The organism is Cryobacterium sp. TMT1-2-2, from assembly GCF_004403505.1.
Classification (GTDB): Bacteria; Actinomycetota; Actinomycetes; order Actinomycetales; family Microbacteriaceae; genus Cryobacterium; species Cryobacterium flavum.
This window is the reverse complement of sequence record NZ_SOGS01000003.1, coordinates 179,503-204,920: the sequence shown is the minus strand read 5'-3', so window position 1 is coordinate 204,920 and position 25,418 is coordinate 179,503. Positions and strand designations below refer to the sequence as shown.

General features: G+C 64.4%; 29 protein-coding genes, 1 tRNA gene and 1 pseudogene. 21 read left to right on the top strand and 10 right to left on the bottom strand.

Annotated elements, in window-relative coordinates; all coding sequences use genetic code 11:
• Positions 1 to 10: 10 nt before the first annotated feature.
• Positions 11 to 403: a phage holin family protein gene (locus tag E3T35_RS03205; RefSeq protein ID WP_092338319.1), complete on the bottom strand. Its 393-nt coding sequence runs from the start codon at positions 401 to 403 to the stop codon at positions 11 to 13.
• 103 nt (positions 404 to 506) lie between these two features.
• Here E3T35_RS03205 and E3T35_RS03200 point away from each other — a divergent pair, with 103 nt between their 5' ends.
• The 14 genes from E3T35_RS03200 (at position 507) to E3T35_RS03135 (ending at position 13,023) form a co-directional block, all read left to right on the top strand.
• On the top strand, positions 507 to 1,613 hold the full coding sequence (locus E3T35_RS03200; RefSeq protein ID WP_134377864.1) for a histidinol-phosphate transaminase: 1,107 nt from the start codon (positions 507 to 509) through the stop codon (positions 1,611 to 1,613).
• 91 nt (positions 1,614 to 1,704) lie between these two features.
• On the top strand, positions 1,705 to 2,796 hold the full coding sequence (locus tag E3T35_RS03195; protein WP_092338316.1) for a thiamine pyrophosphate-dependent enzyme: 1,092 nt from the start codon (positions 1,705 to 1,707) through the stop codon (positions 2,794 to 2,796).
• Positions 2,796 to 3,800 carry an alpha-ketoacid dehydrogenase subunit beta gene (locus E3T35_RS03190; RefSeq protein ID WP_134344719.1) on the top strand — a complete coding sequence of 335 codons (1,005 nt, stop codon included), beginning with the start codon at positions 2,796 to 2,798 and terminating at the stop codon, positions 3,798 to 3,800. The genes E3T35_RS03195 and E3T35_RS03190 overlap by 1 nt, the downstream gene beginning before the upstream one ends.
• A gap of 22 nt (positions 3,801 to 3,822) precedes the next feature.
• Positions 3,823 to 5,178 (top strand): dihydrolipoamide acetyltransferase family protein, encoded by a 1,356-nt coding sequence (locus E3T35_RS03185; protein WP_134344718.1) that lies wholly within the window; start codon positions 3,823 to 3,825, stop codon positions 5,176 to 5,178.
• Between the two features lie 57 nt (positions 5,179 to 5,235).
• Complete coding sequence (locus E3T35_RS03180) at positions 5,236 to 6,294, top strand: metal ABC transporter substrate-binding protein (RefSeq protein ID WP_134377863.1); 1,059 nt, start codon at positions 5,236 to 5,238, stop codon at positions 6,292 to 6,294.
• Between the two features lie 7 nt (positions 6,295 to 6,301).
• On the top strand, positions 6,302 to 7,102 hold the full coding sequence (locus E3T35_RS03175) for a metal ABC transporter ATP-binding protein (protein ID WP_134377862.1): 801 nt from the start codon (positions 6,302 to 6,304) through the stop codon (positions 7,100 to 7,102).
• Positions 7,103 to 7,987 (top strand): metal ABC transporter permease, encoded by an 885-nt coding sequence (locus E3T35_RS03170; RefSeq protein WP_241988714.1) that lies wholly within the window; start codon positions 7,103 to 7,105, stop codon positions 7,985 to 7,987. It begins immediately after the preceding gene.
• Complete coding sequence (locus tag E3T35_RS03165) at positions 7,987 to 8,838, top strand: metal ABC transporter permease (protein WP_134344716.1); 852 nt, start codon at positions 7,987 to 7,989, stop codon at positions 8,836 to 8,838. Before E3T35_RS03170 ends, E3T35_RS03165 begins: the two co-directional genes overlap by 1 nt.
• Complete coding sequence (locus tag E3T35_RS03160; RefSeq protein WP_134344715.1) at positions 8,835 to 9,236, top strand: Fur family transcriptional regulator; 402 nt, start codon at positions 8,835 to 8,837, stop codon at positions 9,234 to 9,236. The genes E3T35_RS03165 and E3T35_RS03160 overlap by 4 nt, the downstream gene beginning before the upstream one ends.
• A 243-nt stretch (positions 9,237 to 9,479) precedes the next feature.
• Complete coding sequence (rpmB, locus tag E3T35_RS03155) at positions 9,480 to 9,716, top strand: 50S ribosomal protein L28 (protein ID WP_035835252.1); 237 nt, start codon at positions 9,480 to 9,482, stop codon at positions 9,714 to 9,716.
• Positions 9,716 to 9,883 (top strand): 50S ribosomal protein L33, encoded by a 168-nt coding sequence (rpmG, locus tag E3T35_RS03150; RefSeq protein ID WP_035880539.1) that lies wholly within the window; start codon positions 9,716 to 9,718, stop codon positions 9,881 to 9,883. Before rpmB ends, rpmG begins: the two co-directional genes overlap by 1 nt.
• Positions 9,884 to 9,885: 2 nt before the next feature.
• Positions 9,886 to 10,191 (top strand): 30S ribosomal protein S14, encoded by a 306-nt coding sequence (gene rpsN, locus E3T35_RS03145; protein WP_092110538.1) that lies wholly within the window; start codon positions 9,886 to 9,888, stop codon positions 10,189 to 10,191.
• Between the two features lie 300 nt (positions 10,192 to 10,491).
• Positions 10,492 to 10,779: an HU family DNA-binding protein gene (locus tag E3T35_RS03140; RefSeq protein ID WP_035835256.1), complete on the top strand. Its 288-nt coding sequence runs from the start codon at positions 10,492 to 10,494 to the stop codon at positions 10,777 to 10,779.
• A gap of 252 nt (positions 10,780 to 11,031) precedes the next feature.
• A complete protein-coding gene (locus E3T35_RS03135; RefSeq protein WP_134344714.1) occupies positions 11,032 to 13,023 on the top strand; it encodes a cytochrome c oxidase assembly protein in 1,992 nt (663 codons plus the stop codon).
• 6 nt (positions 13,024 to 13,029) lie between these two features.
• On the opposite strand, the gene E3T35_RS03130 is transcribed toward E3T35_RS03135, so the two are convergent.
• Entirely contained in the window at positions 13,030 to 14,112 is a 1,083-nt protein-coding gene (locus tag E3T35_RS03130; RefSeq protein WP_134377861.1) for a hypothetical protein, read from the bottom strand.
• Positions 14,113 to 14,245: 133 nt separating this feature from the next.
• On the opposite strand from E3T35_RS03130, the gene E3T35_RS03125 reads away from it, so the two are divergent.
• On the top strand, positions 14,246 to 15,601 hold the full coding sequence (locus tag E3T35_RS03125; protein WP_134344712.1) for an ATP-dependent RecD-like DNA helicase: 1,356 nt from the start codon (positions 14,246 to 14,248) through the stop codon (positions 15,599 to 15,601).
• A 43-nt stretch (positions 15,602 to 15,644) separates the two neighbouring features.
• On the opposite strand, the gene E3T35_RS03120 is transcribed toward E3T35_RS03125, so the two are convergent.
• The 4 genes from E3T35_RS03120 to E3T35_RS03105 all read right to left on the bottom strand — a co-directional run bounded on the left by E3T35_RS03120 (position 15,645) and on the right by E3T35_RS03105 (position 17,626).
• On the bottom strand, positions 15,645 to 16,232 hold the full coding sequence (locus tag E3T35_RS03120; protein ID WP_134344711.1) for a hypothetical protein: 588 nt from the start codon (positions 16,230 to 16,232) through the stop codon (positions 15,645 to 15,647).
• A gap of 48 nt (positions 16,233 to 16,280) precedes the next feature.
• On the bottom strand, positions 16,281 to 16,691 hold the full coding sequence (locus tag E3T35_RS03115) for a DUF4383 domain-containing protein (RefSeq protein WP_092338294.1): 411 nt from the start codon (positions 16,689 to 16,691) through the stop codon (positions 16,281 to 16,283).
• A 204-nt stretch (positions 16,692 to 16,895) separates the two neighbouring features.
• Entirely contained in the window at positions 16,896 to 17,159 is a 264-nt protein-coding gene (locus tag E3T35_RS03110) for a GlsB/YeaQ/YmgE family stress response membrane protein (protein ID WP_092338292.1), read from the bottom strand.
• Positions 17,160 to 17,338: 179 nt separating this feature from the next.
• Positions 17,339 to 17,626, bottom strand: a complete 288-nt coding sequence (locus E3T35_RS03105) for a hypothetical protein (RefSeq protein ID WP_134344710.1) — start codon at positions 17,624 to 17,626, stop codon at positions 17,339 to 17,341.
• 229 nt (positions 17,627 to 17,855) lie between these two features.
• On the opposite strand from E3T35_RS03105, the gene E3T35_RS03100 reads away from it, so the two are divergent.
• The gene (locus E3T35_RS03100) at positions 17,856 to 18,332 is read left to right on the top strand and encodes a MarR family winged helix-turn-helix transcriptional regulator (protein ID WP_134344709.1); all 477 of its coding nucleotides are present in this window, start codon (positions 17,856 to 17,858) and stop codon (positions 18,330 to 18,332) included.
• Between the two features lie 20 nt (positions 18,333 to 18,352).
• Here the strand turns inward: E3T35_RS03100 and E3T35_RS03095 are convergent, their stop codons facing one another.
• Positions 18,353 to 19,216, bottom strand: coding sequence for an SDR family NAD(P)-dependent oxidoreductase (locus tag E3T35_RS03095; protein ID WP_134377860.1), 864 nt, complete (start codon positions 19,214 to 19,216; stop codon positions 18,353 to 18,355).
• An 87-nt stretch (positions 19,217 to 19,303) separates the two neighbouring features.
• Here E3T35_RS03095 and E3T35_RS19670 point away from each other — a divergent pair.
• Both E3T35_RS19670 and E3T35_RS03085 read left to right on the top strand, forming a co-directional pair.
• Positions 19,304 to 19,390: pseudogene (locus E3T35_RS19670) on the top strand (DinB family protein); the annotation flags it as partial.
• Between the two features lie 31 nt (positions 19,391 to 19,421).
• On the top strand, positions 19,422 to 19,586 hold the full coding sequence (locus E3T35_RS03085; protein ID WP_370449121.1) for a hypothetical protein: 165 nt from the start codon (positions 19,422 to 19,424) through the stop codon (positions 19,584 to 19,586).
• 163 nt (positions 19,587 to 19,749) lie between these two features.
• On the opposite strand, the gene E3T35_RS03080 is transcribed toward E3T35_RS03085, so the two are convergent.
• Positions 19,750 to 19,820, bottom strand: a tRNA-Gly gene (locus tag E3T35_RS03080).
• 71 nt (positions 19,821 to 19,891) lie between these two features.
• Between E3T35_RS03080 and dcd the strand changes: the two genes are divergently transcribed.
• Together dcd and E3T35_RS03070 are read left to right on the top strand one after the other, a co-directional pair.
• Positions 19,892 to 20,473: a dCTP deaminase gene (gene dcd, locus E3T35_RS03075; RefSeq protein ID WP_104090018.1), complete on the top strand. Its 582-nt coding sequence runs from the start codon at positions 19,892 to 19,894 to the stop codon at positions 20,471 to 20,473.
• An 86-nt stretch (positions 20,474 to 20,559) separates the two neighbouring features.
• Positions 20,560 to 21,081: a hypothetical protein gene (locus E3T35_RS03070; RefSeq protein ID WP_134344707.1), complete on the top strand. Its 522-nt coding sequence runs from the start codon at positions 20,560 to 20,562 to the stop codon at positions 21,079 to 21,081.
• Between the two features lie 35 nt (positions 21,082 to 21,116).
• On the opposite strand, the gene E3T35_RS03065 is transcribed toward E3T35_RS03070, so the two are convergent.
• Together E3T35_RS03065 and E3T35_RS03060 are read right to left on the bottom strand one after the other, a co-directional pair.
• A complete protein-coding gene (locus E3T35_RS03065; protein WP_134344706.1) occupies positions 21,117 to 21,917 on the bottom strand; it encodes an isocitrate lyase/phosphoenolpyruvate mutase family protein in 801 nt (266 codons plus the stop codon).
• An 88-nt stretch (positions 21,918 to 22,005) separates the two neighbouring features.
• On the bottom strand, positions 22,006 to 23,316 hold the full coding sequence (locus tag E3T35_RS03060; protein WP_134377859.1) for an MFS transporter: 1,311 nt from the start codon (positions 23,314 to 23,316) through the stop codon (positions 22,006 to 22,008).
• Positions 23,317 to 23,534: 218 nt separating this feature from the next.
• Here E3T35_RS03060 and dnaK point away from each other — a divergent pair, with 218 nt between their 5' ends.
• Positions 23,535 to 25,409 carry a molecular chaperone DnaK gene (gene dnaK / locus E3T35_RS03055; RefSeq protein WP_092338276.1) on the top strand — a complete coding sequence of 625 codons (1,875 nt, stop codon included), beginning with the start codon at positions 23,535 to 23,537 and terminating at the stop codon, positions 25,407 to 25,409.
• Positions 25,410 to 25,418: the final 9 nt, after the last annotated feature.

Sequence of the window (25,418 nt, the reverse complement as noted above, 5' to 3'; positions counted from 1 at the left end):
CTGCCGCAGCTCAGTCGCGTGCGGTGACCGGGCGCAGAATCAGCCCGAGCAGCCAGGAGATGATGCCGAGTACGAGGGCACCCAGTACGCCCCACCAGAAGCTGTCAACGACGAGGCCGAAGCCCAGGAAACCGGAAAGCCAACCCACGAGCAGCAGGAGCAGGCCGTTGACGATCAACGCGAACAGTCCGAGCGTCAGAATGTAGAGCGGAAACGCAATGACGCGCAGCACCCCGCCGACAACGGTGTTCACGAAGCCGAAGATGAGCGCAATCAGAAGATAGGTGAGCACGCTGGCACCGGCATCCGGCGCGTAGGGCGTGACGTGCACCCCCGTCACGAGCAGGGCGGTGAACCACAGGGCTACCGCGTTGACGATCAGTTGGATCAGGAATCTGGCCATGCCCCTACTATCTCACTGGCTCGGGCCATGCAGGTCGTGGCGGCCGAAAGTCAAGCGAACATTCATTCTCAACAGCGAATATATCCGGGCGTAGACTCACCGAGTGAGCCTCTCAGACCGCCCCTCAGTCCGACTGCGCCCGGAGATCATCGCCCTCCCGGCCTACAAGCAGGGCAAACCGGCCGCCGCCAGTGCCTTCAAACTCTCCAGCAATGAGAACCCGTTCGACCCCCTGCCCGGTGTAATCGCGGCAGTCACGGCCGAAACGGCCTACAACCGCTACCCGGACGCCTCGGCGCTGGTTCTGCGCGAACGCCTCGCCGCCAAGTACAGCCTTGACCTTGACCAGGTGCATGTCGGCTCCGGCTCGGTGGCCCTGCTGGCCCAGCTCATTCTCGCTGCCGCCGGCCCCGGCGATGAAGTGCTCTACTCCTGGCGGTCGTTTGAGGCCTACCCCTCCCTCGTGGCCGTCGCCGGTGCTACCAGCGTGCGCGTGCCCAATCGCAGCGATCACGGCCATGATCTGCCCGAGATGGCCGCCGCGATCAGCGACAACACCCGGGTCATCATTGTCTGTTCGCCGAACAATCCCACCGGCACGATCGTCACGAAGGACGAATTCGAGGCCTTCATGGCCGTCGTGCCGACCGACCTCCTGGTCATTCTCGATGAGGCATATATCGAGTTCGTCACCCAAGCGGATGCCGTGAATGGCCCGCCACTGCTCTCCCGCTACCCCAATCTGGTCGTTCTTCGCACCTTCTCCAAGGCCTACGGCCTTGCCGGGCTGCGGGTTGGCTATGCGCTCGGCCCGGTGGATATTCTGAACGCCGCCCGATCGACCGCGATTCCACTCTCGGTCACCGCGCAGGCCGCAGCCGGCGCGATCGCGTCCCTGAAAGCGGAGAAGGAGTTGCTCGAGCGGGTTCGCGTCATCGCCGCGCGTCGCGATGCGACCTGGCAGGCGCTGACCCGACAGGGTTGGAACATCCCTGCGCCCCAGGGGAACTTTCTGTGGCTGCCGACCGGCGCTGAAACGACCACTGTGGCCGAGGCGCTGGGTGAGGCCGGCCTCGTCGTTCGTCCGTTCGCGCCCGAAGGTATTCGTGTTTCTATCGGTGAGGAGCAGGCTGTGGCGACACTCCTATTAATGAGCGCGGATCTTGTCGGCGCTCTTCCCGCCGATCACCCAGCTCGGAAGATAGGTTAGTACGGTGTCAGCCACCCGAAACGACGCGACTGCGCCACGCCTTGCAGCATCCGCTCCCTTTGGCCTCGATGGGGCCGAGACCTGCGTGCGGATGATCTCTCCGAACGGCGCGTTCGAACCCAACGCCGCCGCCGAGGAGTTTCTTCCCTATCTCAACCGACTCACCGAGGCCGACCACCGCAGGTTTTACCACGACATGGTCGTGGTGCGTAAGTTCGATACCGAGGCGGCCAACCTGCAGCGCCAAGGCCAGCTGGCCCTCTGGGTGCCAAGCCACGGCCAGGAAGCCGCCCAGGTCGGGTCGGCCTACGCGACCAGGCCGCAGGACCACGTGTTCCCCTCCTACCGGGAGCACGTCGTCGGCATGATCCGCGGCCTCGACGTTGTGGACATCCTGCGCATGCTGCGCGGAGTCACCCTCGGCGGCTGGGTACCCGAAGAGCACGGAAACTTTCACCTTTATACCCTCGTGCTCGCCTCGCAGACCCTGCACTCCACCGGCTATGCCATGGGCATGCAGCTCGACGGGTCGACCGCGACCGGCAACCCAGAGACCGACCAGGCCGTCATCGTCTACTACGGCGACGGTGCATCCTCGCAGGGCGACGCCAACGAGGCTCTCGTCTTCGCGGCGAGCTACCAGACCCCGCAGGTGTTCTTTCTGCAGAACAACCACTGGGCCATCTCGGTGCCGGTCGCACGGCAATCCCGCACTCCGCTCTATCTGCGCGCCGGCGGCTTCGGCATGCCGGGCACCCAGATCGACGGTAACGATGTGCTCGCGAGCTTCGCCGTCACGGCAAAGTCGATGGATGACGCTCGCTCCGGCCAGGGCCCGTCCCTGATCGAGGCGCTCACCTACCGGGTCGGTGCGCACACCACCGCCGACGACCCCACCAAGTACCGCGACCCGGAGGAACTCGCCTATTGGGTGGCCCGCGACCCGATCGTGCGCTTTCGCAGCTACCTGCAGGGCCGGGGCATCGAGCAGGAATTCCTTGACGCCGTCGATGAAGAAGCGGCCGACTTCGCGGCCGATGCCCGTCGTCGCGCTCTGGAAATCACCGGCCCGGAGCAATCGGTGATCTTCGACAACGTCTACGCCGAACCGCATCCGCTCGTGGCTGAGCAAAAGGCCTGGCTGGAACGCTACGAAGCGTCTTTTGACGAGGGTAAGAACTGATGAACGCTGCGACCGACACGAGCGTGGCATCCGCTTCGCTGCCCATGACGAAGGCTCTGAATGCCGGACTGCGTCAAGCGATGCAGGATGACCCCAAGGTGCTGTTGATGGGCGAGGACATCGGCCCGCTCGGCGGCGTTTTTCGGGTGACAGAGGGGCTCATCGCCGAATTCGGCGACAAGCGGGTTCTTGATACCCCGCTCGCCGAATCCGGCATCATTGGCACCGCCATCGGCCTGGCCATGCGCGGCTTTCGCCCGGTTTGCGAGATCCAGTTCGACGGATTCGTTTTTCCCGGTTTCGACCAGATCACCAGCCAGCTGGCCCGCATGCGCAATCGCCATGAGGGCGGCCTGATCATGCCGGTGGTCATCCGCATTCCGTACGGCGGACACATCGGCTCGATCGAGCACCACCAGGAGAGCCCGGAGGCCTATTTCGCGCACACCCCCGGTCTGCGCGTGGTCAGCCCGTCCAACCCGCACGACGCCTACTGGATGATGCAGGAAGCAATCAAGAGTGACGACCCGGTAATCTTCTTCGAGCCGAAGAGCCGCTACTGGCCCAAGGGCGAGGTGCGCTTCGGTGAGAGCGGAACGCCGCTGCACGCCAGCCGCGTCGCGTCCGCCGGCACCGACGTCACCGTCGTCGGTCACGGCGCCATGGTGAGCGTGCTGCTGCAGGCCGCCGAACTCGCCGCCACCGAGGGCATCAGCCTCGAGGTCATCGACCTGCGCTCGATCTCCCCGATCGATTACGGACCAATCCTCGGTTCGGTGGCGAAAACCGGTCGCCTCGTCGTCACCCAGGAAGCGCCCGGCTTCGTGAGCGTCGGCAGCGAGATCGCCGCCACGGTCGCCGAGCGCGCGTTCTACACGCTCGAAGCGCCCGTGCTGCGGGTCTCCGGCTTCGACACACCGTTTCCACCGGCTGCCGTCGAGACGCACTTTCTGCCCAGCCCCGACCGGGTGCTCGAAGCCGTCGACCGCGCTCTCGCCTACTAATGAACGTCAGGAAAGGCCTCTTATGAGCGTTTCTAAATTCACCCTCCCCGACGTCGGGGAAGGCCTGACCGAGGCCGAGATCGTGGAATGGAAGGTCGCCCCCGGCGACACCGTGACGATCAACCAGGTGCTGGTCGAAATTGAGACGGCCAAATCACTGGTCGAGCTGCCGTCACCGTTCGTCGGCGTGGTCGGGGAAATCCTGGTCGCCGCCGGAACCACCGTCGACGTGGGCACCCTCATCATCACGATCAACTCCGACGTCTCGGTTTCTCAAACGGATGCCGTTGCCCCCGTCGCCGAGACCACCGACGTCACCGACTTGGCCACCGACACCGGCAGCAGCATCAGCGATGAGGCGCCCGAACCCGTGCTCGTGGGCCGCGGCGCCGCCGCGACCATGCCGACCCGGCGTCGGCGCCACACCTCGAGCGTCGCCCACGAAACCCTGGCGCCCCAGGCGCCGGTGCGTGCGCGGGCCGAGCCACTGGAACCGACGCGACGCGCGGCATCCGCTGGGCCGGTCATGGCCAAGCCGCCCATTCGTAAACTCGCCAAGGACCTCGGCGTCGACCTGTCTCTGGTCGAGGCGACCGGTCCGGTCGGCGACGTGACGCGGGAAGACGTGTTGCGCGGGGCGACCCAGGCCAGTGTGTTCCGCAACATTCAGACACCGGAATGGCCGACGGATCGCGACGAACACATCCCGGTGAAGGGCGTGCGCAAGGCCATTGCCCAGGCGATGGTGAAGAGCGCGTTCACCGCGCCGCACGTGAGCTTGTTCGTTGACGTGGATGCCACGCGCACCATGGAGTTCGTCAAACGCCTCAAGGCCTCGACCGACTTCGCGGGCATTCGGGTGTCGCCGCTGCTGATCATGGCGAAGGCCATGATCTGGGCGGTGCGCCGCAACCCCACGGTGAACTCCACGTTCACCGAAGAGGAGATCATCGTGCGGCACTACGTGAACCTCGGTATCGCCGCGGCCACACCGCGCGGGCTGATCGTGCCGAACATCAAGGAGGCGCAGGACATGAGCCTGCTCGAACTCGCTGCGGCGCTCGAGAAGCTCACCATAACCGCTCGTGACGGCAAGACCAGCCCGGCCGAGATGAGCAATGGCACGATCACGATCACCAATATCGGCGTGTTCGGCATGGACACCGGTACGCCCATTCTCAACTCTCCCGAGGCCGGAATCGTGGCTCTCGGCACGATCAAGCAGAAGCCGTGGGTGGTTGACGGTGAGGTGCGTGCCCGGTTCGTGACCACGATCGGCGCGAGCTTCGACCACCGCGTCGTCGATGGTGATGTCGCGAGCCGTTTTCTCGCCGACGTCGCGAGCATCATCGAGGAGCCGGCCCTGCTGCTCGAGTAATCGCAACGACCCGCTAATGGTTTTGACAATCATTATCAGCAAGGCTATTCTCGGGGGATGCACAAGAGATCCTTTATCGTTCCCGCACTCCTCGCGTCAACCGCCCTCGCCCTCTCGGGGTGCTCGGCTGGCACGACCGCGAGCGCCGACGGCGCGGACGCCGACGGCGCGGACGCCGACCTCCAAATCGTCGCGACGACCACCCAGGTCGCCGACTTCACTCGTAATGTCATCGGTAACGCCAGCGGCGTGGATCTCACCCAGCTCATTCAGCCCAACCAGAGCGCCCACAGCTACGACCCGTCCGCGGCCGACCTGACCGCGCTCGGTGCCGCGGACGTGCTCGTCATCAACGGCGTCGGACTCGAAGAGTGGCTCGACGACGCCATCGCCGCCTCGGGCTTTGACGGCGTCACCATCGACGCCGATACCGGCATCACCATCTCAGAGGTCGGCGCCGCCGAGGATCACGCCGCCGACGAAGCGGATGCCCACACCGATGAAGCCGATGCGCCCGCCACAGACGACGCGCACGCCCACGACGGCGGCGACCCGCACATCTGGACTGACGTGCACAACGCCGAGACCATCGTGCAGACGATCACCGACGGCCTCGTGACCGCCGACCAGGGCAATGCAAGCGCCTTCGAAGCCAATGCCTCCGCGTACACGGCACAGCTCACCAACCTTGATGAGTGGATCCGCACCAACGTCGACACCGTACCGGAGAGCGAGCGCCTGCTCGTGAGCAACCATGACGCCCTCGGGTACTTCACCGCGGCGTACCACATCGACTATGTCGGCTCCGTGATTCCGAGCTTCGATGACAACGCCGAGCCGAGCGCCGCCGAGATCGACGCCCTGGTCGCGGCCATCAAGGCCACCGGCGTCACGGCCGTCTTCTCCGAGGCGTCGCTCAGCCCCAAGACCGCCGAGACGATCGCGACCGAAGCCGGTGTCACCGTCTACTCCGGCGACGAAGCTCTCTATGTCGACTCGCTCGGCCCGACCGGAAGCGCCGGAGACACCTACATCAAGGCGCAACTGCACAATGCAACGCTCATGCTCGAATCCTGGGGCGTCACACCCTCGCCGCTACCCGCCGACCTGCAATAGTTAACACGTGATCGAGAACACTTCTCAAGTAACACCCCCAGCGAACGACGCTGCCGCCGCTCTTCGAGTGGTGGCAGCGTCGTTCGCGTACGGTCCCGAGGCCGCGTTGACCGGAATCGACTTCACCGTGTCGCCCGGCCAGGCCGTTGCCCTGATCGGCCCCAACGGCTCGGGCAAGTCCACCCTGCTCAAAGGCATTCTCGGGCTCATCACCCGCACGGCTGGCACTGTCGAGGTGCTCGGACAGTGGCCGGCACCGGCCGGCTACATCGGTTACGTACCGCAGACCGACCAACTCGACCCGCATTTTCCGGTCTCACTCGAGCAGGTCGTCATGATGGGCCGCTACCGGTCCCTCGGCTGGTGGCGCGTGCCCGCTCGGGCCGACCGCCGGGCCGTGACCGAGGCGCTCGAGACCGTCGGCCTGGGCAACCGCGCCAAGACACGCTTTGGTGAGCTGTCGGGCGGGCAGCAGCAGCGCGGTCTGCTGGCGAGAGCCGTGGCATCCGCCCCGCGCTTATTGTTGCTGGATGAGCCGTTCAACGGCCTCGACCAGGTCAACCGGGACGCCCTCATCGAAACGGTGAAACGCCTCAAGCAGCAGGGTGTCGCGGTGCTCGTGTCCACCCACGACCTCGACCTCGCTCGGGCCGTGTGTGAGAGCGTTCTGCTGCTCAACGGCGCCCAGGTGGCCTTCGGTCCGCGCGATGAGGTGCTGACCCTGGCCAACGTGCAACGGGCGTTCGGCTCGGTCGGTGTGGAAATGGACGAGCACACCATCGTGGTTCCCGGCCACGGAGGTCACTGAGTGGATGCCCTCATCACAGCCTTCGACCTGCCGTTCATGGCCAGGGCGCTGCTCGTGCTCGTCGTGCTCAGCCTCGTGGCCGGGCTTGTCGGTGTGCTCGTCAACCTGCGCGGGCTCGAGTTCATCAGTGACGGACTCACCCACGCGGTCTTTCCCGGCGTGGCCATCGGATTCGTCTGGGGCGGGCGCGACGGCCTGTTCGTGGGAGCACTGATTGCGGCCCTTCTTGCCGCTGTCGTGCTCACGGTGATCGTCAGACGGGCCGTCACCTCAGACGCCGCGATCGCGATCGTCTTCACGGCCATGTTCAGCGTGGGAATCATCGTTGTTTCACGGGAAACAAACTACGTCGGCCAGCTCGACGCACTGCTCTTCGGGCGGCTGCTCACCGTCAGCCCGGCCGAGGTCAACCAGACGGTCATGGTCTGCCTGATCGCGCTGATCATCGTGGGGTTCACGCTCAAGGAGCAGGTGTTTCGCGCCTTCGACCTGGAGGGCACCGCGGCGGCCGGCTACCGGCCGCTCGTACTCGACATTCTGCTCAACGTTGCCATCGCCCTGGTCGTGGTCGCGGCCAGCAGCGCCGTGGGAAACCTGCTCGTGCTCGCCGTGCTGATCGTGCCGGGCGCCGTGGCGCGGCTGGTGACCAATCGCCTGTGGCTGCTCTTTCCGGTCGCCGCCGGCTTCGCGATCCTGGCCGCCTGGGTGGGGCTCGCGCTCGGCTACGAAGCGTCGGTGAACGGCGGAGTCGACCTGCCGAGCGGAGCCACCGTCGTACTCGTTCTTGTCGCCGGCTACGTGCTGGCCCTGGTAATACGGCTCGTCCTCGACCGAATCGGCGGCCCGCGTCGAACGCGGGTTGTTGCGGGATCGGCGGCGCACTGATGGGTTACTTCGAACAGGCTCTCCTGGCCGCGTTGCTGATCGGGGCCCTCAGCGGCCTGGTCGGCACCCTTGTCGTGCTGCGCCAGCGCACGTTCTTCGCCCAAGCCCTCACCCACGCGACGTTTCCCGGAGCGGTCGGCGCGGCCATCCTGGGCGTGAGTATCCCACTGGGGGCCGCGGTGGCGAGCGTGTTCATCGTGGGCATCATGACCATGATCGGAAGGGTCAAACGTCAAGGCAACCAGGTCGCCTCCGGCATTCTGCTCACCGCCGGCTTCGCTCTCGGGGTTCTGCTCCAGGGGCTCAACCCGTCCCTGCCGGTCAAGGTCGATTCCTACCTGGTCGGTTCCATCCTCACCGTGACCGACCAGGACGTGACCCTCGTGGCCGTCGTGCTGGGTCTCGCCGTGCTCTGCATCGTGCTGTTCGGCCGGCAGATCATGTTCTCGACCTTCGATGTTGGCGGTTTTCGCGCGGCCGGATATCACGAATGGCCCATAGAACTGCTCACGCTCGTGCTCATCACGGCCACGGTCGTCACGGCGATGCCGGCCGTCGGCGCCATCCTGGCCATCGCCCTGATCGCAGCCCCCGCTGCGGCAGCCCGCCTCGTGTCACGCACGACCACCCAGATGTTCGTCATCGCGCCCGTAATCGGCGCGGTGGCCGGTGTCGTTGGCGTGCTGCTGTCCCGCTCCCTCGATGTGGCGGCCGGCCCGGCGATCGCCCTGACGGCTGCCGCCCTCTTTCTGCTCGCCCTGGTTCTTCGACGGCTGGTCGCTGCAGCAGGCGCGCCCGGCCAAACGGATGCACGCCGACCCACGCGAACATCGTTACGGTTGAAAGCATGAAGCGAAACACCTGGCAGCGTGAGGCCGTGCGGGGCGCCCTCGATGCAAACGACGGCTTCGTCAGTGCCCAGGCCCTGCACTCCGCCCTGCACGCCACCGGATCTCCGATCGGCCTGGCCACGGTCTACCGCGCTCTCGCCGACCTCGCCGTCAAGGGTGATGCCGACTCCCTGCAGTCGCCGGAGGGCGAGAGCCTGTACCGCGCCTGTAGCACCAACCTGCACCACCACCACCTGATCTGCCGCAACTGCGGCCTCACGGTGGAGATCGAAGCGGATGCCGTCGAGCGGTGGGCCAAAGACGTCGCCGCGAAGAACGGGTTCACCCAGGCCGCCCACGTCGTGGACGTCTTCGGGCTGTGCGCCGCCTGCACGGCCAAGGCCGCAGCATCCGCTTGAACCGTTTCGCGAAAGCGGGTGCAGTGTTGCTTCGACCTCGCTGAAGCAACACTTCACCCGCCTCGCGGCCGGTCCAGTTTGCGAGAGGTGCGGGAATCTAGTAGCGTTGAGAGCTGCTACGCCTGTGTGCGTACATTGCGGGCGATTCTCCCCCGGTTCTGAGTTTGCTCGGAGCTGATGTGGTTCTGCCCGTCGACAAGGGATCTTGGGAAGAGCATTCGCTCTTCGGTAATGGAGGTAACCATGGCATCTGTATGCCAGGTGACCGGAGCTGTTCCCGGCTTCGGACACAACATTTCGCACTCGCACCGACGCACCAAGCGTCGTTTCGACCCGAACGTTCAGAAGAAGACGTACTACGTGCCGTCGCTTCGTCGCAAGGTCACACTGACCTTGTCCGCAAAGGGCATCAAGGTTATTGATGCTCGTGGTATCGAGAGCGTCGTCAAGGACGTTCTCGCTCGTGGGGTGAAGATCTAATGGCTAAGGCTCATGACGTACGTCCGATCATCAAGCTTCGTTCCACGGCTGGAACCGGTTACACCTATGTGACCAAGAAGAACCGCCGTAACGACCCCGACCGTCTGGTACTCAAGAAGTACGACCCGGTCATCCGTAAGCACGTTGACTTCCGTGAGGAGCGCTAAACATGGCGAAGAAGAGCATGATTGCCAAGAACAACCAGCGCAAGGTCATCGTTGAGCGGTACGCCGTCAAGCGCCTTGAGCTCAAGAAGGCCCTGGTCGACCCGGCCGGCACCGACGAGTCGCGTGAAGCCGCTCGCAAGGGCCTGCAGAAGCTGCCGCGCAACGCGAGCCCGGTGCGCCTGCGCAACCGTGACGCGGTTGACGGTCGTCCCCGTGGCCACCTCTCCAAGTTCGGCATCTCGCGCGTTCGTTTTCGCGACATGGCGCACCGCGGCGAGCTGCCCGGCATCACCAAGTCCAGCTGGTAACTTCTGCTGGCAGCCGCTGAAGCTTGTCTTCGACGGCCTCTGAATCATCCAAACGGGATGTCGACTTATTGTCGGCATCCCGTTTTGTGTTCGCGGATGTTTCGCGGAGAGCGAAAATCGAGTGCTCGAGAGGGGGAAACTGCCCTGAAATGGTCGAAAATCACCGTAAATCCGGGGATTTTGGCGGATCAATGCTAGATTTCAACTCGGTCGAACCGACCAGCGGGGCTTCTCTCTCGAGGAGCATCCGTATTACGAATATCGCTGTTTATACAGACGAAGGTCCGAGGAGGACACTCAATGGCTGACAAGTCGCTGAACAAGACCGAGCTCGTTGCCAAGGTTGCCGCTGACTCCGGACAGAGCCAGGCCGCCGTTGACGGCGTTCTAAACGCATTCTTTGCAACCCTGGCCGAGACCGTTGCCGCTGATGGCAAGGTCACCATCCCGGGATGGTTGGGCGTCGAGCGCACCGCAACCGCTGCTCGCACCGGCCGCAACCCGCAGACCGGCGAAGAGATCGCCATCGCTGCCGGCCACCGCGTCAAGCTGACCGCCGGAAGCAAGCTCAAGGCTGCCGCCAAGTAGCTTTTGCTGTAGAGAAGGGGCGTCGACTACGGCCGGCGCCCCTTTTTCGCGCCCGCGGGCATCCGTCTGGCGTCTTCGGGTGGCTGCCTGGGTCCCCGGGCACTCTTCTGACGCCGAGCTGTGAGTTATCGACGCCGAGCCGTGAGTTTTGACCCAAGATGAGCGGCAAACTCACCGCTCGGCGTCCTCGTTGCTGCCCATGAGCGCGCCAGGCGCGACGGATGCCCAGGGTCGGGCGAATAAGCTGGGCAGGTGCCCCGTCTCGTCCGCGTTCTCGGACCGGCAGCCCTGCTGCTGGTCGCTGTGTTGTCCACCCTTGTTGCCCTGGCCTATGGCGGCGGAGCTTCGGCCCAGCTACTGGCCGACCCGGGACCGGTGGTGCGCTGGGGGCTCCCCATCGCCAAGCTCGTGGTCAACCTCGCGGCGGCCGGCACTATCGGTGCCCTCGTGCTCACTCTCTTCGCGCTCAGCCCCAAGGAACGCGAGTTCGGCACCGCCCTGGACTTCGCCGCGGCGTCGGCGGCCGTGTTCGCCGTCGCATCCGCTGTCACGGGCTTTCTGACCTTTCTGCAGGTCACCAACGTGCCCTTCGGAATCAGCGATCAGTTCAGCGCCACGGTCGGCCAATTCTTCAGCCAGATCGAACTGGGGCAGGCCTGGCTCGCCACCACACTGATCGCCGCCGGCGTCACGGTGCTGTGCTTCGCCGTGCGCAACCAGACTGCGTTGGTCTTCGTGACCGTGCTGGCTCTGACCTCGCTGCTACCCATGGCCCAGCAGGGGCACTCCGCGGGCGCTGCCGGGCACAACGCTGCTATCACCGCCCTCGGCCTGCACCTCGTCTTCGCGGCGATCTGGTTGGGCGGCCTGCTCACCATCATCGTGCTGCGCACCCAACTGGACGGCGAACGCATCCGCTCGGTGATTGGGCGGTATTCTTCGCTCGCGCTGATCTCCTTCATCGTCGTGGCTGCGTCGGGCTACGTCAGCGCCGAGCTGCGCATCGGCAGCTGGGACAACCTGTCGAGCCCCTACGGTATTCTCGTGCTGGTCAAGGTCACCGCCCTCATCGCCCTCGGTGGCTTCGGCATTCTGCACCGCCAATTCTTCATCAAGCGGATGCAGCGCTCGGGACCGGCGCGCAGCCCGTGGTTCTGGTGGCTGGTCGTGACCGAGCTCGGTTTCATGGGCCTCGCCTCCGGTGTCGCCGCAGCCCTCGCCCGCACGGCCACTCCGGTCGCCCAGGTGGTCACAACGGAGATTCCCCAGTCGACGCCGGCGCAGATTCTGACCGGTGAACTGCTGCCGCCCGAGCTGACCTTCTCGCGCTACTTCACCGAGTGGAACTTCGACCTCGCCTGGATTCTGTTCTGTGCCTTCGGCATCTTCTTCTACCTCGCCGGAGTCTGGCGACTGCATCATCGCGGTGACGCCTGGCCGATCTACCGCAGCGTGCTCTGGATTCTCGGCATGCTCACCCTGTTCTACATCACCAACGGTGGCGTGAACGTCTATGAGAAGTACCTGTTCTCCACCCACATGCTCATGCACATGATGCTGACCATGCTCGTACCCCTGATGCTCGTGCCGGGCGCCCCGGTGACGCTCGCCGCGCGGGCCATCGCCAAACGGCAGGATGGAAGTCGTGGCGCCCGCGAGTGGATCCTCACCGCGGTGCACTCCCGCTTCGCCGGCATCGTCGCCAATCCGATCGTCGCCGCCATACTGTTCGGGGTCTCGCTCTGGGTGTTCTACTACACCTCGATCTTCAGCTGGGCGACCACCGACCACATCGGCCACCAGTGGATGATCGTGCACTTTCTCATCACCGGCTACCTGTTCGTGCAGTCACTGATCGGCATCGACCCGGTGCCGTACCAGCTGCCCTACGCCTTCCGTCTGCTGCTGCTGCTCGTGACCATGGCCTTCCACGCCTTCTTCGGCCTCGCCCTGATGAGCGGCACCGGGCTGCTCCTGGCCGACTGGTACGGCGCCATGGGTCGCACCTGGGGGCTTTCGGCCATCGCCGACCAGCAGATGGGCGGCGGCGTCGCCTGGGGAATCGGCGAACTGCCCACCTTCGTGCTCGCCGTCATCGTGGCCGTCATGTGGAGCCGCGATGATACCAAGGTCACCAAGCGGCTGGACCGCAAGGCCGACCGCAACGAGGACGCCGAGCTGATCGCCTACAACGCGAACCTGGCCCGTATCGCCCAGCGCGACGCTCAGACCCCGAGCAACTAGCCGGGCCTAGTGCAGCTGGATGGCGAGGGCGCCGCTCGGCTGCACGACCACGCTGAGCCCCATCGTGAACGGTACGTCTTCGTCGCGGGTGCTGACGTCGCCGTCGAACAGTGACTGCACGTCGACCACGATATGGGCCTGCCCGGGGGTGGCAACCATTTCAAAGGACAGCTCACCGGGCGTGAGCGCGACGGTGGGGTACGCGGTGATCGACCAGGCCGGAGTGCTCTCAATGCGGTCGTCGATGGTGATGCCCCACGGGCAGCTGGTCGGTTGCAGCACCGTCTGGGTGGCGCAGTCGTCGAGGAACTTGTTCAACTCCGACTGCACCTGGCCCACCATAGCCTCGTTCGGCAGGGCGTTGACCTCGACGGCGGTGGGACCGGCCACCGTCGCGCGCACGGTGGCCTTCTCGGCGGTCAGCATGGCCGACTCGTGTTCGAAGGTGTAGCGGTTCGGAGCGAAGGCGAGATACGCGGCGGACGTGGAGAACGTGGCGGGGGCATCCGCTGCGCTGTGGGCGCGCGTATCGAGGGTGAGGCCGTTGACCGTGAACGATCGTTCGTGCAGTACAGAGACCTGCAGTACGGCGAGGGGGCTGGTGCTGAAAGCCCAGGCGTTGAAAACACCGCCGAAGGTGCCCGCCCGCTCGACGGTGAACACCATGCTCGACGCGGTGCCGTTCAGGTCAAAGTCGAACACCACGGTCTGGGCGGTTCCGTCATCGGTGGCGAGTGTGTCGGTCGCGCTGGCGAGTTCGATATTGTCGAGACCGCTCAAAACGGATGCCCGCAGCAGCGTCTTCGGCAGATCCTTCGCGAACTCGTCGGTCAGCCCCCAGGCCGCCAGATCGGCCGTGCTGGGCATGACGCCGCCGAGGGCGAGGGCTCCGACGGTGTCGCCGCGGGCGAGGGCGTCGAGGTACTGCTCTACAAAGCCGCCGGCGCTGTACACCGTGCGATTGAGGGCACTGATGGTGCCGGCGACACCGGCCGCGAGCAGCCCGGCGACCACCACGATGGCGAGAACGGCCCGGAGCATACTGCCGCGGCGCCCGCTCGCCCGATGCTGTTCGGCGGGAATGGTCACTTGAATATTGTATGGGGAGGTGGGTCGGCCGGTCGGCCACGCCCCATCTCGCGCCAGTACGGGCTGGGCGGTTACAGTGGGATGTCCCCTGCACTGGTCTTGTGCAGCATTTGACTGTCAGAGAGAGTGTGCCGTGTCAGAGATTCCGCTCAGCCGTGAACAGGCGCTGGTTTTCGCGGCAATCGAGGGCACCAAGCAGAACGTGTTCGTCACCGGCCGGGCCGGAACGGGTAAGTCCACGCTGCTGAACCACCTGTCGTGGAACACCAGCAAGCAGATCGTGATCGCCGCGCCCACCGGCGTCGCCGCGCTGAACGTGGGCGGCCAGACCATTCACTCGCTCTTTCGCCTGCCGATCGGCGTGATCGCTGACAGTCCGATCGACCAGAACGACCAGGTGCGCAAGCTCCTGAACACCATCGACACCCTCGTGATCGACGAGGTTTCGATGGTCAACGCCGACCTCATGGACGCGATCGACCGCAGCCTGCGCCAGGCCAGGCAGCGGCCATTCGACGTGTTCGGCGGGGTGCAGATCGTGCTGTTCGGCGACCCGTACCAGCTCGCCCCGGTGCCGGGCGGCCCCGACGAGCGCGCCTATTTCGCCGACCACTATCGGTCGATGTGGTTCTTCGATGCGAAGGTCTGGCGTGACGCGGAGTTGCGTATCTTCGAGCTCACCGAGATTCATCGCCAGCACGACAATGACTTCAAGCTGATGCTCAACGCTGTACGGCACGGCCAGGTCACTCCCGAGATCGGTGGTGCCCTGAATGGTGCGGGAGCACGAACGCCGCCGAGCGAGGGCCTGATTACCCTGGCGACCCGCAACGACGCTGTGAACCGCATCAACGCATCCGCTTTGAAGAAGCTGTCGGGCAAATCACTCACCGCGAAGGCTGACATCACCGGGGATTTCGGCGGCAAGCAGTTTCCGGCCGACGAGGTGCTCGAGCTCAAGGTGGGAGCGCAGGTGATGTTTCTGCGCAACGATTCACCGCTCGATGGAGGCCCGCGCTGGGTGAACGGCAGCATCGGCACGGTGACCAAGGTTACCTCGACCGTGTTCGTCGATATCGACGGTGACGTGCACGAGGTCGAGCCGACCGTATGGGAGAAGTACAAGTACACCTACAACGCCGCGACCAAAAAGCTGAGTCGGGATGTCGTGGCTGAATTCACGCAGTTTCCGCTGCGGTTGGCTTGGGCGGTCACGATTCACAAATCGCAGGGTGCGACGTACGAGCGAGCCATTGTGGATCTCGGTGCCCGGGTGTTCAGCCCTGGCCAGACCTATGTGGCATTGAGCCGGCTGACCAGTCTGGACGGGCTGTACCTGACCCGCCCGTTGCGGCCGAGCGACATCATCGTCGACGAGAACGTGAAGCGATTCATGAACATTGAGGTGGTACCGCCGGTGGCCGACTTGGCCGGACTGGGTGTGTCGGGATCGGCATCGACCGACCCGGAAACCGGGCTGCCCGCCTGACACTGCTGCCCGGCGGGGCCCGTTTCACTTGTCTGCGAGGAACCTAGTGTGCCCCGTGGCCGCCCGAGTCCGGCACGATCAACTCGGTAACCCCGTGGGAACCATGGGGCACCGCGTGCGAGCCGACCTCGGTTGCGGCGAGGGCCGGGGTGGTGAGCGCCGAGAGCAGAAATCCTCCGACGACTAGTCCGGTGAGAAAACGCCAGCCGCCTGGTGTTGGTGAGCCGGGTGTTAACGTGCCGGGCGAGGCGGCACCGACGGCCGTAGGGATTCCGTTCGGTGCGCGCCGCAGGGCGATGGCCACCGTTGCGGCCAGGAAAATGTTGAATAGTGACGCCACCACCATCGGGTACAGCGGCAGACCGGTCTGGGCGCTTGTGACGCCGAGTCCGCTGCCGAGCGCGGCCGTCACGCCCCAGATGAAGACCGGGATGAGGGCCGCACCGACGACGATGCGCGGCGTGATGACACGGCCGGTGGCGAGGGTGGCGATTCCCCAGCCGAGTTCAGCGATGCCGAACCCGACCAGAAGAACCGACAGGGGAAACGGAGCCGTTACGCCCACGGCCAGATGGATCAGAGCGGCGCCGAGAGCGGCGAAGCCGAGCCAGGTGCGAATGACCGCGGACATGATGCTCCTTGGATGATCTGCTGCGAAGGGATGGAGTGTTGCCGGTTGTCAGGCCGTGGCGTGGGTGCGAACCGTCTTATCGGCGGTGAGGCCGACACCCAGAAGCACGATCGCGCTGGCGAGGTGCAGGAAGTGGTCGGCGGTGTTAAGCGCCAGGATGTTCAACGAGGTGCTCGCGATGAAGAACCCGACAATACCAAGGAGCAGGTAGACGGCACCGATAGTGGTGTTGGTGGCCTTGGCTGCCATGGCGTTGGAGAGGCCGGCAATGAGTAGGGCGGCACCGATCAAAAGGTGCGCAACGTTGTGCAACGGGTTGACCTCGAAGATGCCGAGGAGTAGTCCGCCCTGGGTGGCGATGAAGCCGACACTGCCAGTGACGGCAAAGCCAAGAAGTCCGACGAGAACGTAGACCGCGCCGAAGATGGTGGCGATCAGACGATTGGGTGATGTGCGCATTTCAGGTGCCTCCTATGTGATTCACGGGTTAACCCGTGGTTGCTATGTGTTCGGAGCTCCATCCGCTTCGGATTGGTACTAATTGTGGCCCCGATATCCCCAAATGGGTGTGGACTCATGTAACAAGGTCGGCACAAAACAGTGCGGCACCCAAAAACTGGGCGCCGCACTGGGTTGAGCGCCGCCTTTCGGCGGCGGACTGGGTCAGGCTTTGCGCCGGCTCGTGATCGCGCCGTAGATGAGAAGAACAATGAGCGATCCTACGATGGCGAGAATCCACGTGGTCAGGGAGAAGAAATCGCCCAGGTTCACGTTGAACAGGAGTCCGCCGAGCCAGCCGCCCAGGAATGCGCCGACCACGCCGAGTAACAGGGTGATGAACCAGCCTCCGCCCTGGCGACCGGGCAGGATTGCCTTCGCGATGGCGCCGGCGATGAGGCCGAGCAGGAGGAATCCAAGGAAACTCATGAGACTACCTTTCAGTCAGTCGTGCTGTCAGTGAGTGTGCGGGCGCAATGCAGGTGCGCCGTTCGCGTGAATGTACTCAGGTGCCTGCTTCTCGTCAATGGCGCAAAATCGCCGATTTGACGTTAATCCCGAACAGTGGCTGCAGGTCAGCGAATTCTGTGTGTGCCGTCGTGAAACGCTCAGTCGAGCCAATAGTCTTCATCGATATAAGTCGGTCCGACGATCGATGACCCTAAGTCGGCGTCGGGCAGGTCTTCTGCGGCAATGGTCTCAAGTTTCACCACCGAACAAGCAGTGATCAGCAGGGACACCTGCGCTTGCACGGAGCTGACGATGTCCACGAAGCCACCGCCGCTATGCACGGCGGAGGCCAGGGTTGCCTTCAAATCTGCGATGTTGTACTCGTTCGACAGGTAAAACCAGTCATCATTGATCGTCAACCGGTAGCTCTGCATTTCCTGGTCCATTTCATTGTGGTGAGCTCATGGGCGCACAGGTCTGCGACGCCAGGCGGGGTTAATGGACTCACCGAATTGTCAAATATACGGCAAGTAACTCAAACATTTAACTATTTAAATGGTGAGAAGCTTTAGGAATTGATCGCTCCGATACACTGGCGGAACGGAAAGCCCTGATACGGGCAACGACACGGACCTGCAGTGCGGGGAATTAGTAACGACCAGAGGTCAGGAACGCATGGATGAAGCAATCAACTTGGCACGCACCCAGGAGGGCCTGTCGGTACCGGCTCTCGCTTTCCTTCGCGCTATGGACCACAACCGCAGTCAGGTCGCGGCCGAGATCGGCGTGTCCAGCAGTGAATTGCGTGCCCTGTCCCGGGTAGCCGAGGCTGGAAGAATCACCCCCAAGATGCTCGCTGAGTCCCTGGAGATGACAACGGGCGCCGTAACTGCGATCTCCAGTCATCTCGTGGCCCTAGATATGCTCACCCGCGTGCCGCACCCCCACGACCGACGCAGCCTCCTACTGGAGCTGACCCCGGCGGCGCAAGCAACTGCGGCGAAATTTCAAAACGAATTTCAAGTGCTGTTCGCTCACGCCGCCCGCAACGTGACGCCGGAAGACCAGACTCGGCTCGGGTTGCTGTTGACTTCGATGGCAGTCATCATCGCATCGGGCTCCGAGGACGGCCCGGCCGGACCAACAACGTAGGTATTTCGGCAGGAGCGGGCCTAGCGGTGCCGCGTGCCTCGCCCGGAGAGAAGCGCTCGGTAGCCCTCTCGGTACGATGGATAGCTGAATGTAAACCCGGTTTGACGTAAGAGTTGGTTGCTGAGTCGCTTGTCGCCGCCGCGCTGGCTTTCGCGGTTCGAGGTCGGCTCGTTTGACTCATCGACGGTTGGCGCGGGCAGGCCGAGCTCGGCCGCTAGAAAGGTCAGCACCTCGTTGGCCGGCACCGGCGCGTTGTCGACGCCGAGGTAGAGCGGAGCCGGGAGCTCAGTGCGAAGAAGCAGATGAACGATCGCGGCGGCCGCATCGTCCCGGTGTATGCGGTTGGTGTGGCGCGACTGGGCGGAAAGCCCGGCACCGTTTTGTACCTGCTTGATCAGCCGTTCCCGGCCGGGGCCGTAGATACCGGCCAGGCGCAGTACCGTGGCGGCGGGCAGGCGCTGGTGGAGCATCCGCTCGGCGTCAAGCACGATGGAATCGGTGCCGGGTTTCGGGTTGGCGGGGGTCTGCTCGTCGACCCGGCTGCCGTCGTTGACGTCAAAGACGGCGGTCGATGACACCAGCAGCACGCGTCGCGGCGTGACCTGCGCGTCATCGATCGCATCCAGCAGGTTACGCAGGCCGTCGAGGTAGGCGGCACGGTAAGCCGTGACGGTGGGGCTGCCAGCGGAGATGGCGATGACGACGAACTCGGTGTCTGCCGGAATAACGGGTTTTGTGATGCTGAGGTCAACAGATTGCCCGTCAATTTCGGCGGGCAGTACGCTTGCGTTGCGCCGCAGTCCCACCACCCGGTGCCCCAGTTGGGCGAACCGCAGGCCCACCTCGGTGCCGAGGTCGCCGCATCCAGCAATGAGTACCGTCATCTGTCTCCCTATCCTGTCTCCACGGTATCGGGCGCACCATGACAGTTCGCCCGGAGCCCCACGCCGCTTGGTCGCTAGCATGACGCCATGCCTATTGTTCCTGACACGTCTGACTGGACCTGGGTGCTCGAACGCCCCTGCCCCGCTTGTGGATTTCGGGCGAGCACGGTGACCCGGCTCGCTCTGGCTCCTTGACAGCGCGATCGTGGACGGCCAGCATGTCGGCACGTTCCGTTGCAAGGAGACCGTCATGGCCGGCCGCATCCACATTGACCTGTTCACCACGCTCGACGGAGTCGCGAGGCTCCCGGTGGCCCCGACGAAGACACCGCCGGTGGCTTCGCTTTCGGCGGCTGGCAGGCGCCCCTGATCGACGCGACCGACGGCGCCCAAATCGGCGCGGGGATTGAGGCCATGGGCGCTTTGCCGGTGCCGGAGACGGGAGAAATGAGCTGACTAGACAACTTTGTGGGGTCGGAGACCGGCAACACCGCGCGAAGTTGTCCAGTGAGAACGCGACCGGGCTTGCAGGGAGCGGATGACGGGAATCGAACCCGCGCTATCAGCTTGGGAAGCTGAAGTTCTACCATTGAACTACATCCGCGCGCCCGACCGTGGATGAACAACAATCGGAACCGTGCCAGCATATCAACCCCGCGCCGCTAGGCTGGCACCGTGCTGCTCTCCGATCGCGATATCAAGGCCGAACTCAATGCTGGACGAATCGGTTTGGAGCCGCTCGACCCGGCGATGATCCAACCCTCAAGCATCGATGTGCGCCTCGACCGCCTGTTTCGGCTGTTCGACAACCACAAGTACGCCTACATCGATCCGGCCGAAGACCAGCCAGAGCTGACCCACCTCATCGAAACCAAGCCCGACGAGCCGTTCATTCTGCACCCGGGCGAATTCGTGCTCGGCGCCACTTACGAGCAGGTCACTTTGCCCGACAACGTTGCTGCTCGGCTCGAGGGTAAGAGCTCACTCGGCCGCCTCGGCCTCCTGACGCACTCCACGGCCGGGTTCATCGACCCCGGCTTCTCTGGCCACGTCACGCTCGAGCTCAGCAATGTCGCGACCCTGCCGATCAAGCTCTGGCCCGGAATGAAGATCGGCCAGCTGTGCTTCTTTCAGCTCAGCTCCCCAGCCGAGAAGCCGTACGGCTCGAGCGAATACGGCTCCCGCTACCAGGGCCAGCGTGGCCCGACGGCGTCGAGATCGTTCCAAAACTTTCACCGCACCGCCATCTCCCGCTGACGCGCCCATTTGGGGGTAAGCGGATGCCCGCGAGCTCCGCAAACGTAATACGTCGAACGTAACCTCGGTTCGGGTAAAATCTGGGTATGACCTCCATGCCCACCCGATTCGACGAGGCGCTCATCGCTGCCGGCCCAACCCCGGAATACCCCGGGCGCATGCATCGCTTCGGCCAGATGGTCGGCTCCTGGGCAGCCAAGGGCACCCGCCTCGACGAGGCCACCGGCGAGTGGATTGAACGCGACTTTGTCTGGATGGTCGAGTTCATTCTCGACGGCCGCGCCGTGCAGGACATCGAGGTGGTCGCGAGCACGACGCATCCGTCTGGGTTTGAAACCGTCGCCACCACCGTGCGCGTCTACGATTCCCTGGCCGGCGCCTGGCGCGTGAGCTATTTCGCGCCGGCTCTCGGCGAGTACTGCCAGCTCATAGCCACCCCGTACCGCCACGGCGTGCGGCAGGAGGGCACCCGAACCGACGGCCGCCCGATCCGCTGGAATTTCACCGCCATCACCCCGAACAGCTACAAGTGGGAGGGCTGGGTCTCCGCCGACGAGGGCGCGACCTGGCAACTGATCGAGCACAACGAGGCCACCCGCGTCCGCTGAGAAGCGGATGCTGATGGCCTCGATGCGCGGGCGGCTTACAGGGCGAACTTGAACCCGAGGTCGGCGGGGTACTCGCCCAGTGCGGTGAGGTTCGCGGCCGCGGCCTGCAGGGCCGCGAGGGTTAGTCCTAGAGTGCCGGGGCCGAAGCTGACTCGGCTGATGCCGAGCTCGGCGAGGCGCTTCAGCGGCACGAGTCCGGGGGCGCCGATCACCGAGATCTTGCCGTTGACCTGCTCGATCGCGCGGGCCACCTTATCCTCGTCGGTCAGGCCGAGGAAGAAGATGACGTCAGCGCCGGCGCCGAGGTAGGCGTTGGCACGGGCGACGGCTTCGTCCCAGTCGCCGCCGCCGGCCAGAGTGTCGACGCGGGCGTTGATGACGAGCGGAATGCCGCTCTGGTCGGCGCCGGCGCGAGTTGCGGCCACGCGGGCGGCGGCGGTCTCGATGTCGAACTGGGGCGCTTTCGGGGCGCCGACCGAGTCCTCGATATTGATGCCGACGATGCCGGATTCCTCGATGAGGCGACGCACGTTGCGGGTCACGCCCGCGGCATCCGGTGCATACCCCTTTTCGAAGTCGGCCGAGACCGGCAGATCCACCGCGCTGGCGATGATCGTGGCGGCAATGATGGCTTCATCGAGCGAGAGGCCTTCGCCGTCTGGCAGGCCGCGCACATTCGAGATGGAGTGGCTCGCGGTGGCGAGGGCCTTGACGCCGGGGGCGTCGGCCACGATCTTGGCGGTGATGGCATCCCACACGTTGGTCACGATGAGTGGCTCGCCGGGCACGTGCAGCGAGAGCAAGAGTTCGGCCTTCTGGAGCTGGGTAAGTGTCATGCGCTTCAGTCTGACCGGCTTCTGGCCTCCAAGCGAGGGAACAGCCTCATTTCAGCGGATGCTCAGGCAAACGCCTGTTGGCGCCCAGCTACCGAATCTGCTGCTGTTTGGCCGAGACGGGAATGAGCAGCAGCAGTCCGAGCAGCAGCACGAGCATGATGCCGAGAATGCCCCAGTAGGTCTCGCCGAAGATGGTCACCGCCAGCGCGAAGGCAGCCGGGGCGAGAAAGCTCACGGCCCGACCAGTCGTGGCATAGAGCCCGAAGACCTCGCCCTCGCGGCCCACCGGGATGAGACGGGCGAGAAAGGTGCGGCTGGCCGACTGGGCCGGACCGACGAACAAGCACAGTGCCAGCCCTGCGGTCCAGAACACGATCTGCCCACCGTCGTGCAGAAAGAACACCAGGAGCCCGCTCACCAGCAGCCCGACCAGAGCGGTCACGATCACGGGCTTCGCACCGAGGCGGTCGTCGAGCGCGCCGACGCTCATGGTGGCAATACCGGCCACCACGTTCGCCGCGATGGCGAAGATGATGACCTCGCCGGGGGAGAATCCGAAAACGGATGCCGCGAGTACTCCTCCAAAGGTGAAGACGCCGGCCAGGCCGTCGCGGAACACCGCGCTCGCGATGAGGAAGTACACCGTCTGGCGGCTGGTCTTCCACAACCGGGCAATGTCGTGGCCGAGCACAATATAACTTCGAAAGAAGCTGACTCTTTCGCGGCGTGCAGCCTGAGGCGCCCGATACTCCGGCACCCGCAACAGCACGGGGAGTGCGGACAGGCCGAACCAGGCGGCCGCGAGCAACATGGACACACGCACAGCCAAGCCGTTGTCGCCCGTCACTCCGAACAGGCCGACCTCGGGCTGAATAAAGCCGAAGTAAACGATGAGCAGCAGCACGATGCCGCCGAGGTAGCCCATGCCCCAGCCGAACCCGCTCACCTTGCCGATCGTGCGCGGCGTTGATACCTGGGCCAGCATGGCGTTGTAGTTGACCGCGGCGAATTCGAAGAAGACGTTGCCGGCGGCGACCAGGAACAGGCCCAATAGGAGGTAGCTCGGGCTCGCCTGCACGAAGAACATGGCTGCGGTCATTGCAACGACGATGAAGGTGTTGACGCCGAGCCAGAACTTGCGGCGGCCGGAGGTATCGGAGCGTTGCCCTGTGATTGGGGCCAGCGCGGCGATCACGAGGCCGGCAATCGCCAGCGCCCAACCGAGCTGGGCCGAGATGACGTCTTCGTCGCCGAAGGATGAGCCTGTTATGTAGACCGTAAAGACGAAGGTCGTGACGACGGCGTTGAACGCTGCCGAGCCCCAGTCCCAGAACGCCCAGGCCACCACCCGCCCGCGCGTTGGAGCGGCACCAGCGTCTACGGCGACAGTCTCGGTCATGTGCACAATCTACTGCCCCGGGGTAAACAGGTGGGTTTGGCAGTCTCGCTGCTGAGGCGGCAGCATCCGCTCTTCTAAAGTTGAGTCACTCACACTCAACTTTCAGCCGCCAGAATTGACAGTGGCCAAGCCGGTCTGGGAGACTTGAGTCATCGAGGCTCAAGTCTTGAGATTACTTTGTAGTTCGTTTCGCACATGATTGAAGGAGAACAACCCACATGGCTCGTGCAGTAGGTATTGACCTCGGAACCACCAACTCTGTGGTGGCCGTGCTCGAAGGTGGAGAACCCACCGTCATCGCCAACGCTGAAGGCTTGCGCACCACCCCCTCGGTGGTCGCGTTCACCAAGGACGGCGAGGTTCTCGTCGGAGAAACCGCCAAGCGCCAGAACGTCACCAACGTCGACCGCACCATCTCCAGCGTCAAGCGCCACATGGGAACCGGCTGGACCGTCGGCATCGACGACAAGAAGTACACCCCGCAGGAGATTTCGGCGCGTATTCTCGCCAAGCTCAAGCGTGACGCCGAGCAGTACCTGGGCGAGAAGGTCACCGACGCCGTCGTGACCGTGCCCGCGTACTTCAACGACGCCGAGCGTCAGGCCACCAAGGAGGCCGGCGAGATCGCCGGACTCAACGTGCTGCGCATCATCAACGAGCCCACCGCCGCCGCGCTGGCTTACGGCCTCGACAAGGGCAAGGAAGACGAGCTCATCCTGGTCTTCGACCTCGGAGGCGGAACGTTCGACGTGTCGCTGCTCGAGGTGGGCAAGGACGACGACTTCTCGACGATTCAGGTGCGCTCGACCGCTGGTGACAACCGCCTGGGCGGTGACGACTGGGACCAGCGCATCGTTGATCACCTGATCAAGCGTTTCAAGGAGACCACCGGCGTTGACGTGTCGAAGGACAAGATCGCCAAGCAGCGCCTCAAGGAAGCTGCCGAGCAGGCCAAGAAGGAACTCTCTTCGAGCATGTCGACGAGCATCCAGCTGCCCTACCTGTCGCTGACCGAAAATGGTCCGGCCAACCTCGACGAGACGCTCACCCGCGCCCAGTTCGAGAAGATGACCGAAGACCTGCTCGACCGCACCAAGAAGCCCTTCCAGGACGTCATCCGTGAGGCCGGCGTCAAGGTCGGCGACATCGCCCACGTCGTTCTCGTCGGTGGTTCTACCCGCATGCCCGCCGTGTATGAGCTCGTCAAGAGCGAGACCGGCGGCAAGGACCCGAACAAGGGCGTCAACCCGGACGAGGTCGTCGCTGTCGGCGCCGCGCTCCAGGCCGGCGTGCTGAAGGGCGAGCGTAAGGACGTTCTGCTCATCGACGTCACCCCGCTGAGCCTCGGCATCGAGACCAAGGGCGGCATCATGACGCGCCTGATCGAGCGCAACACGGCCATCCCGACCAAGCGCAGCGAAACCTTCACCACGGCCGACGACAACCAGCCGTCCGTTGCGATTCAGGTGTTCCAGGGCGAGCGCGAGTTCACCCGCGACAACAAGAACCTCGGAACCTTCGAGCTCACCGGCATCGCTCCGGCGCCGCGCGGTATTCCGCAGGTCGAGGTCACCTTCGACATTGACGCCAACGGCATCGTGCACGTGTCCGCCAAGGACAAGGGCACCGGTACCGAGCAGTCGATGACCATCACGGGCGGTTCCTCGCTCGCGAAGGAAGATATCGAGCGCATGGTGCGCGAGGGTGAAGAGCACGCCGCAGAAGACAAGCGCCTGCGCGAAGTCGCCGAGACCCGCAACACGGCCGAGCAGCTCGCCTACTCGATCGAGAAGCTGATCAAGGACAACGTCGACAAGCTGCCCGAAGACGTGAAGAATGAGGTGCAGGCTGACGTCGACGCCCTCAAGTCTGCTCTCGCCGGCGACGACGAGGACGCGGTGAAGACCGCGTTCGACAAGCTCAACGAAAGCCAGGGCAAGCTCGGCGAGGCCATCTACAAGTCCAGCCAAGCGGATGCCGCAGCCGGCTCTGACGAAGCCGGCACCGACGAGACCGGCGCCGACGAGAACAAAGACGAAGACGTTGTCGACGCCGAGGTTGTGGACGACGACGAAGACGAGAAGAAGAAGTAGGCCGCAACT

What these genes read in the sequence shown, in the direction of transcription:
- E3T35_RS03100 (WP_134344709.1), top strand. Translation starts at nt 17,856, where the DNA reads ATGGATGAAGCAATCAACTTGGCACGCACCCAGGAGGGCCTGTCGGTA.
- E3T35_RS03095 (WP_134377860.1), bottom strand. Translation starts at nt 19,216, where the DNA reads ATGACGGTACTCATTGCTGGATGCGGCGACCTCGGCACCGAGGTGGGC.
- E3T35_RS03065 (WP_134344706.1), bottom strand. Translation starts at nt 21,917, where the DNA reads ATGACACTTACCCAGCTCCAGAAGGCCGAACTCTTGCTCTCGCTGCAC.
- E3T35_RS03070 (WP_134344707.1), top strand. Translation starts at nt 20,560, where the DNA reads ATGACCTCCATGCCCACCCGATTCGACGAGGCGCTCATCGCTGCCGGC.
- rpmB (WP_035835252.1), top strand. Translation starts at nt 9,480, where the DNA reads ATGGCATCTGTATGCCAGGTGACCGGAGCTGTTCCCGGCTTCGGACAC.
- E3T35_RS03060 (WP_134377859.1), bottom strand. Translation starts at nt 23,316, where the DNA reads ATGACCGAGACTGTCGCCGTAGACGCTGGTGCCGCTCCAACGCGCGGG.
- E3T35_RS03205 (WP_092338319.1), bottom strand. Translation starts at nt 403, where the DNA reads ATGGCCAGATTCCTGATCCAACTGATCGTCAACGCGGTAGCCCTGTGG.
- rpmG (WP_035880539.1), top strand. Translation starts at nt 9,716, where the DNA reads ATGGCTAAGGCTCATGACGTACGTCCGATCATCAAGCTTCGTTCCACG.
- E3T35_RS03115 (WP_092338294.1), bottom strand. Translation starts at nt 16,691, where the DNA reads ATGCGCACATCACCCAATCGTCTGATCGCCACCATCTTCGGCGCGGTC.
- E3T35_RS03195 (WP_092338316.1), top strand. Translation starts at nt 1,705, where the DNA reads ATGATCTCTCCGAACGGCGCGTTCGAACCCAACGCCGCCGCCGAGGAG.
- E3T35_RS03190 (WP_134344719.1), top strand. Translation starts at nt 2,796, where the DNA reads ATGAACGCTGCGACCGACACGAGCGTGGCATCCGCTTCGCTGCCCATG.
- E3T35_RS03165 (WP_134344716.1), top strand. Translation starts at nt 7,987, where the DNA reads ATGGGTTACTTCGAACAGGCTCTCCTGGCCGCGTTGCTGATCGGGGCC.
- E3T35_RS03140 (WP_035835256.1), top strand. Translation starts at nt 10,492, where the DNA reads ATGGCTGACAAGTCGCTGAACAAGACCGAGCTCGTTGCCAAGGTTGCC.
- E3T35_RS03110 (WP_092338292.1), bottom strand. Translation starts at nt 17,159, where the DNA reads ATGAGTTTCCTTGGATTCCTCCTGCTCGGCCTCATCGCCGGCGCCATC.
- E3T35_RS03120 (WP_134344711.1), bottom strand. Translation starts at nt 16,232, where the DNA reads ATGTCCGCGGTCATTCGCACCTGGCTCGGCTTCGCCGCTCTCGGCGCC.
- E3T35_RS03105 (WP_134344710.1), bottom strand. Translation starts at nt 17,626, where the DNA reads ATGGACCAGGAAATGCAGAGCTACCGGTTGACGATCAATGATGACTGG.
- rpsN (WP_092110538.1), top strand. Translation starts at nt 9,886, where the DNA reads ATGGCGAAGAAGAGCATGATTGCCAAGAACAACCAGCGCAAGGTCATC.
- E3T35_RS03180 (WP_134377863.1), top strand. Translation starts at nt 5,236, where the DNA reads ATGCACAAGAGATCCTTTATCGTTCCCGCACTCCTCGCGTCAACCGCC.
- E3T35_RS03185 (WP_134344718.1), top strand. Translation starts at nt 3,823, where the DNA reads ATGAGCGTTTCTAAATTCACCCTCCCCGACGTCGGGGAAGGCCTGACC.
- dnaK (WP_092338276.1), top strand. Translation starts at nt 23,535, where the DNA reads ATGGCTCGTGCAGTAGGTATTGACCTCGGAACCACCAACTCTGTGGTG.
- E3T35_RS03160 (WP_134344715.1), top strand. Translation starts at nt 8,835, where the DNA reads ATGAAGCGAAACACCTGGCAGCGTGAGGCCGTGCGGGGCGCCCTCGAT.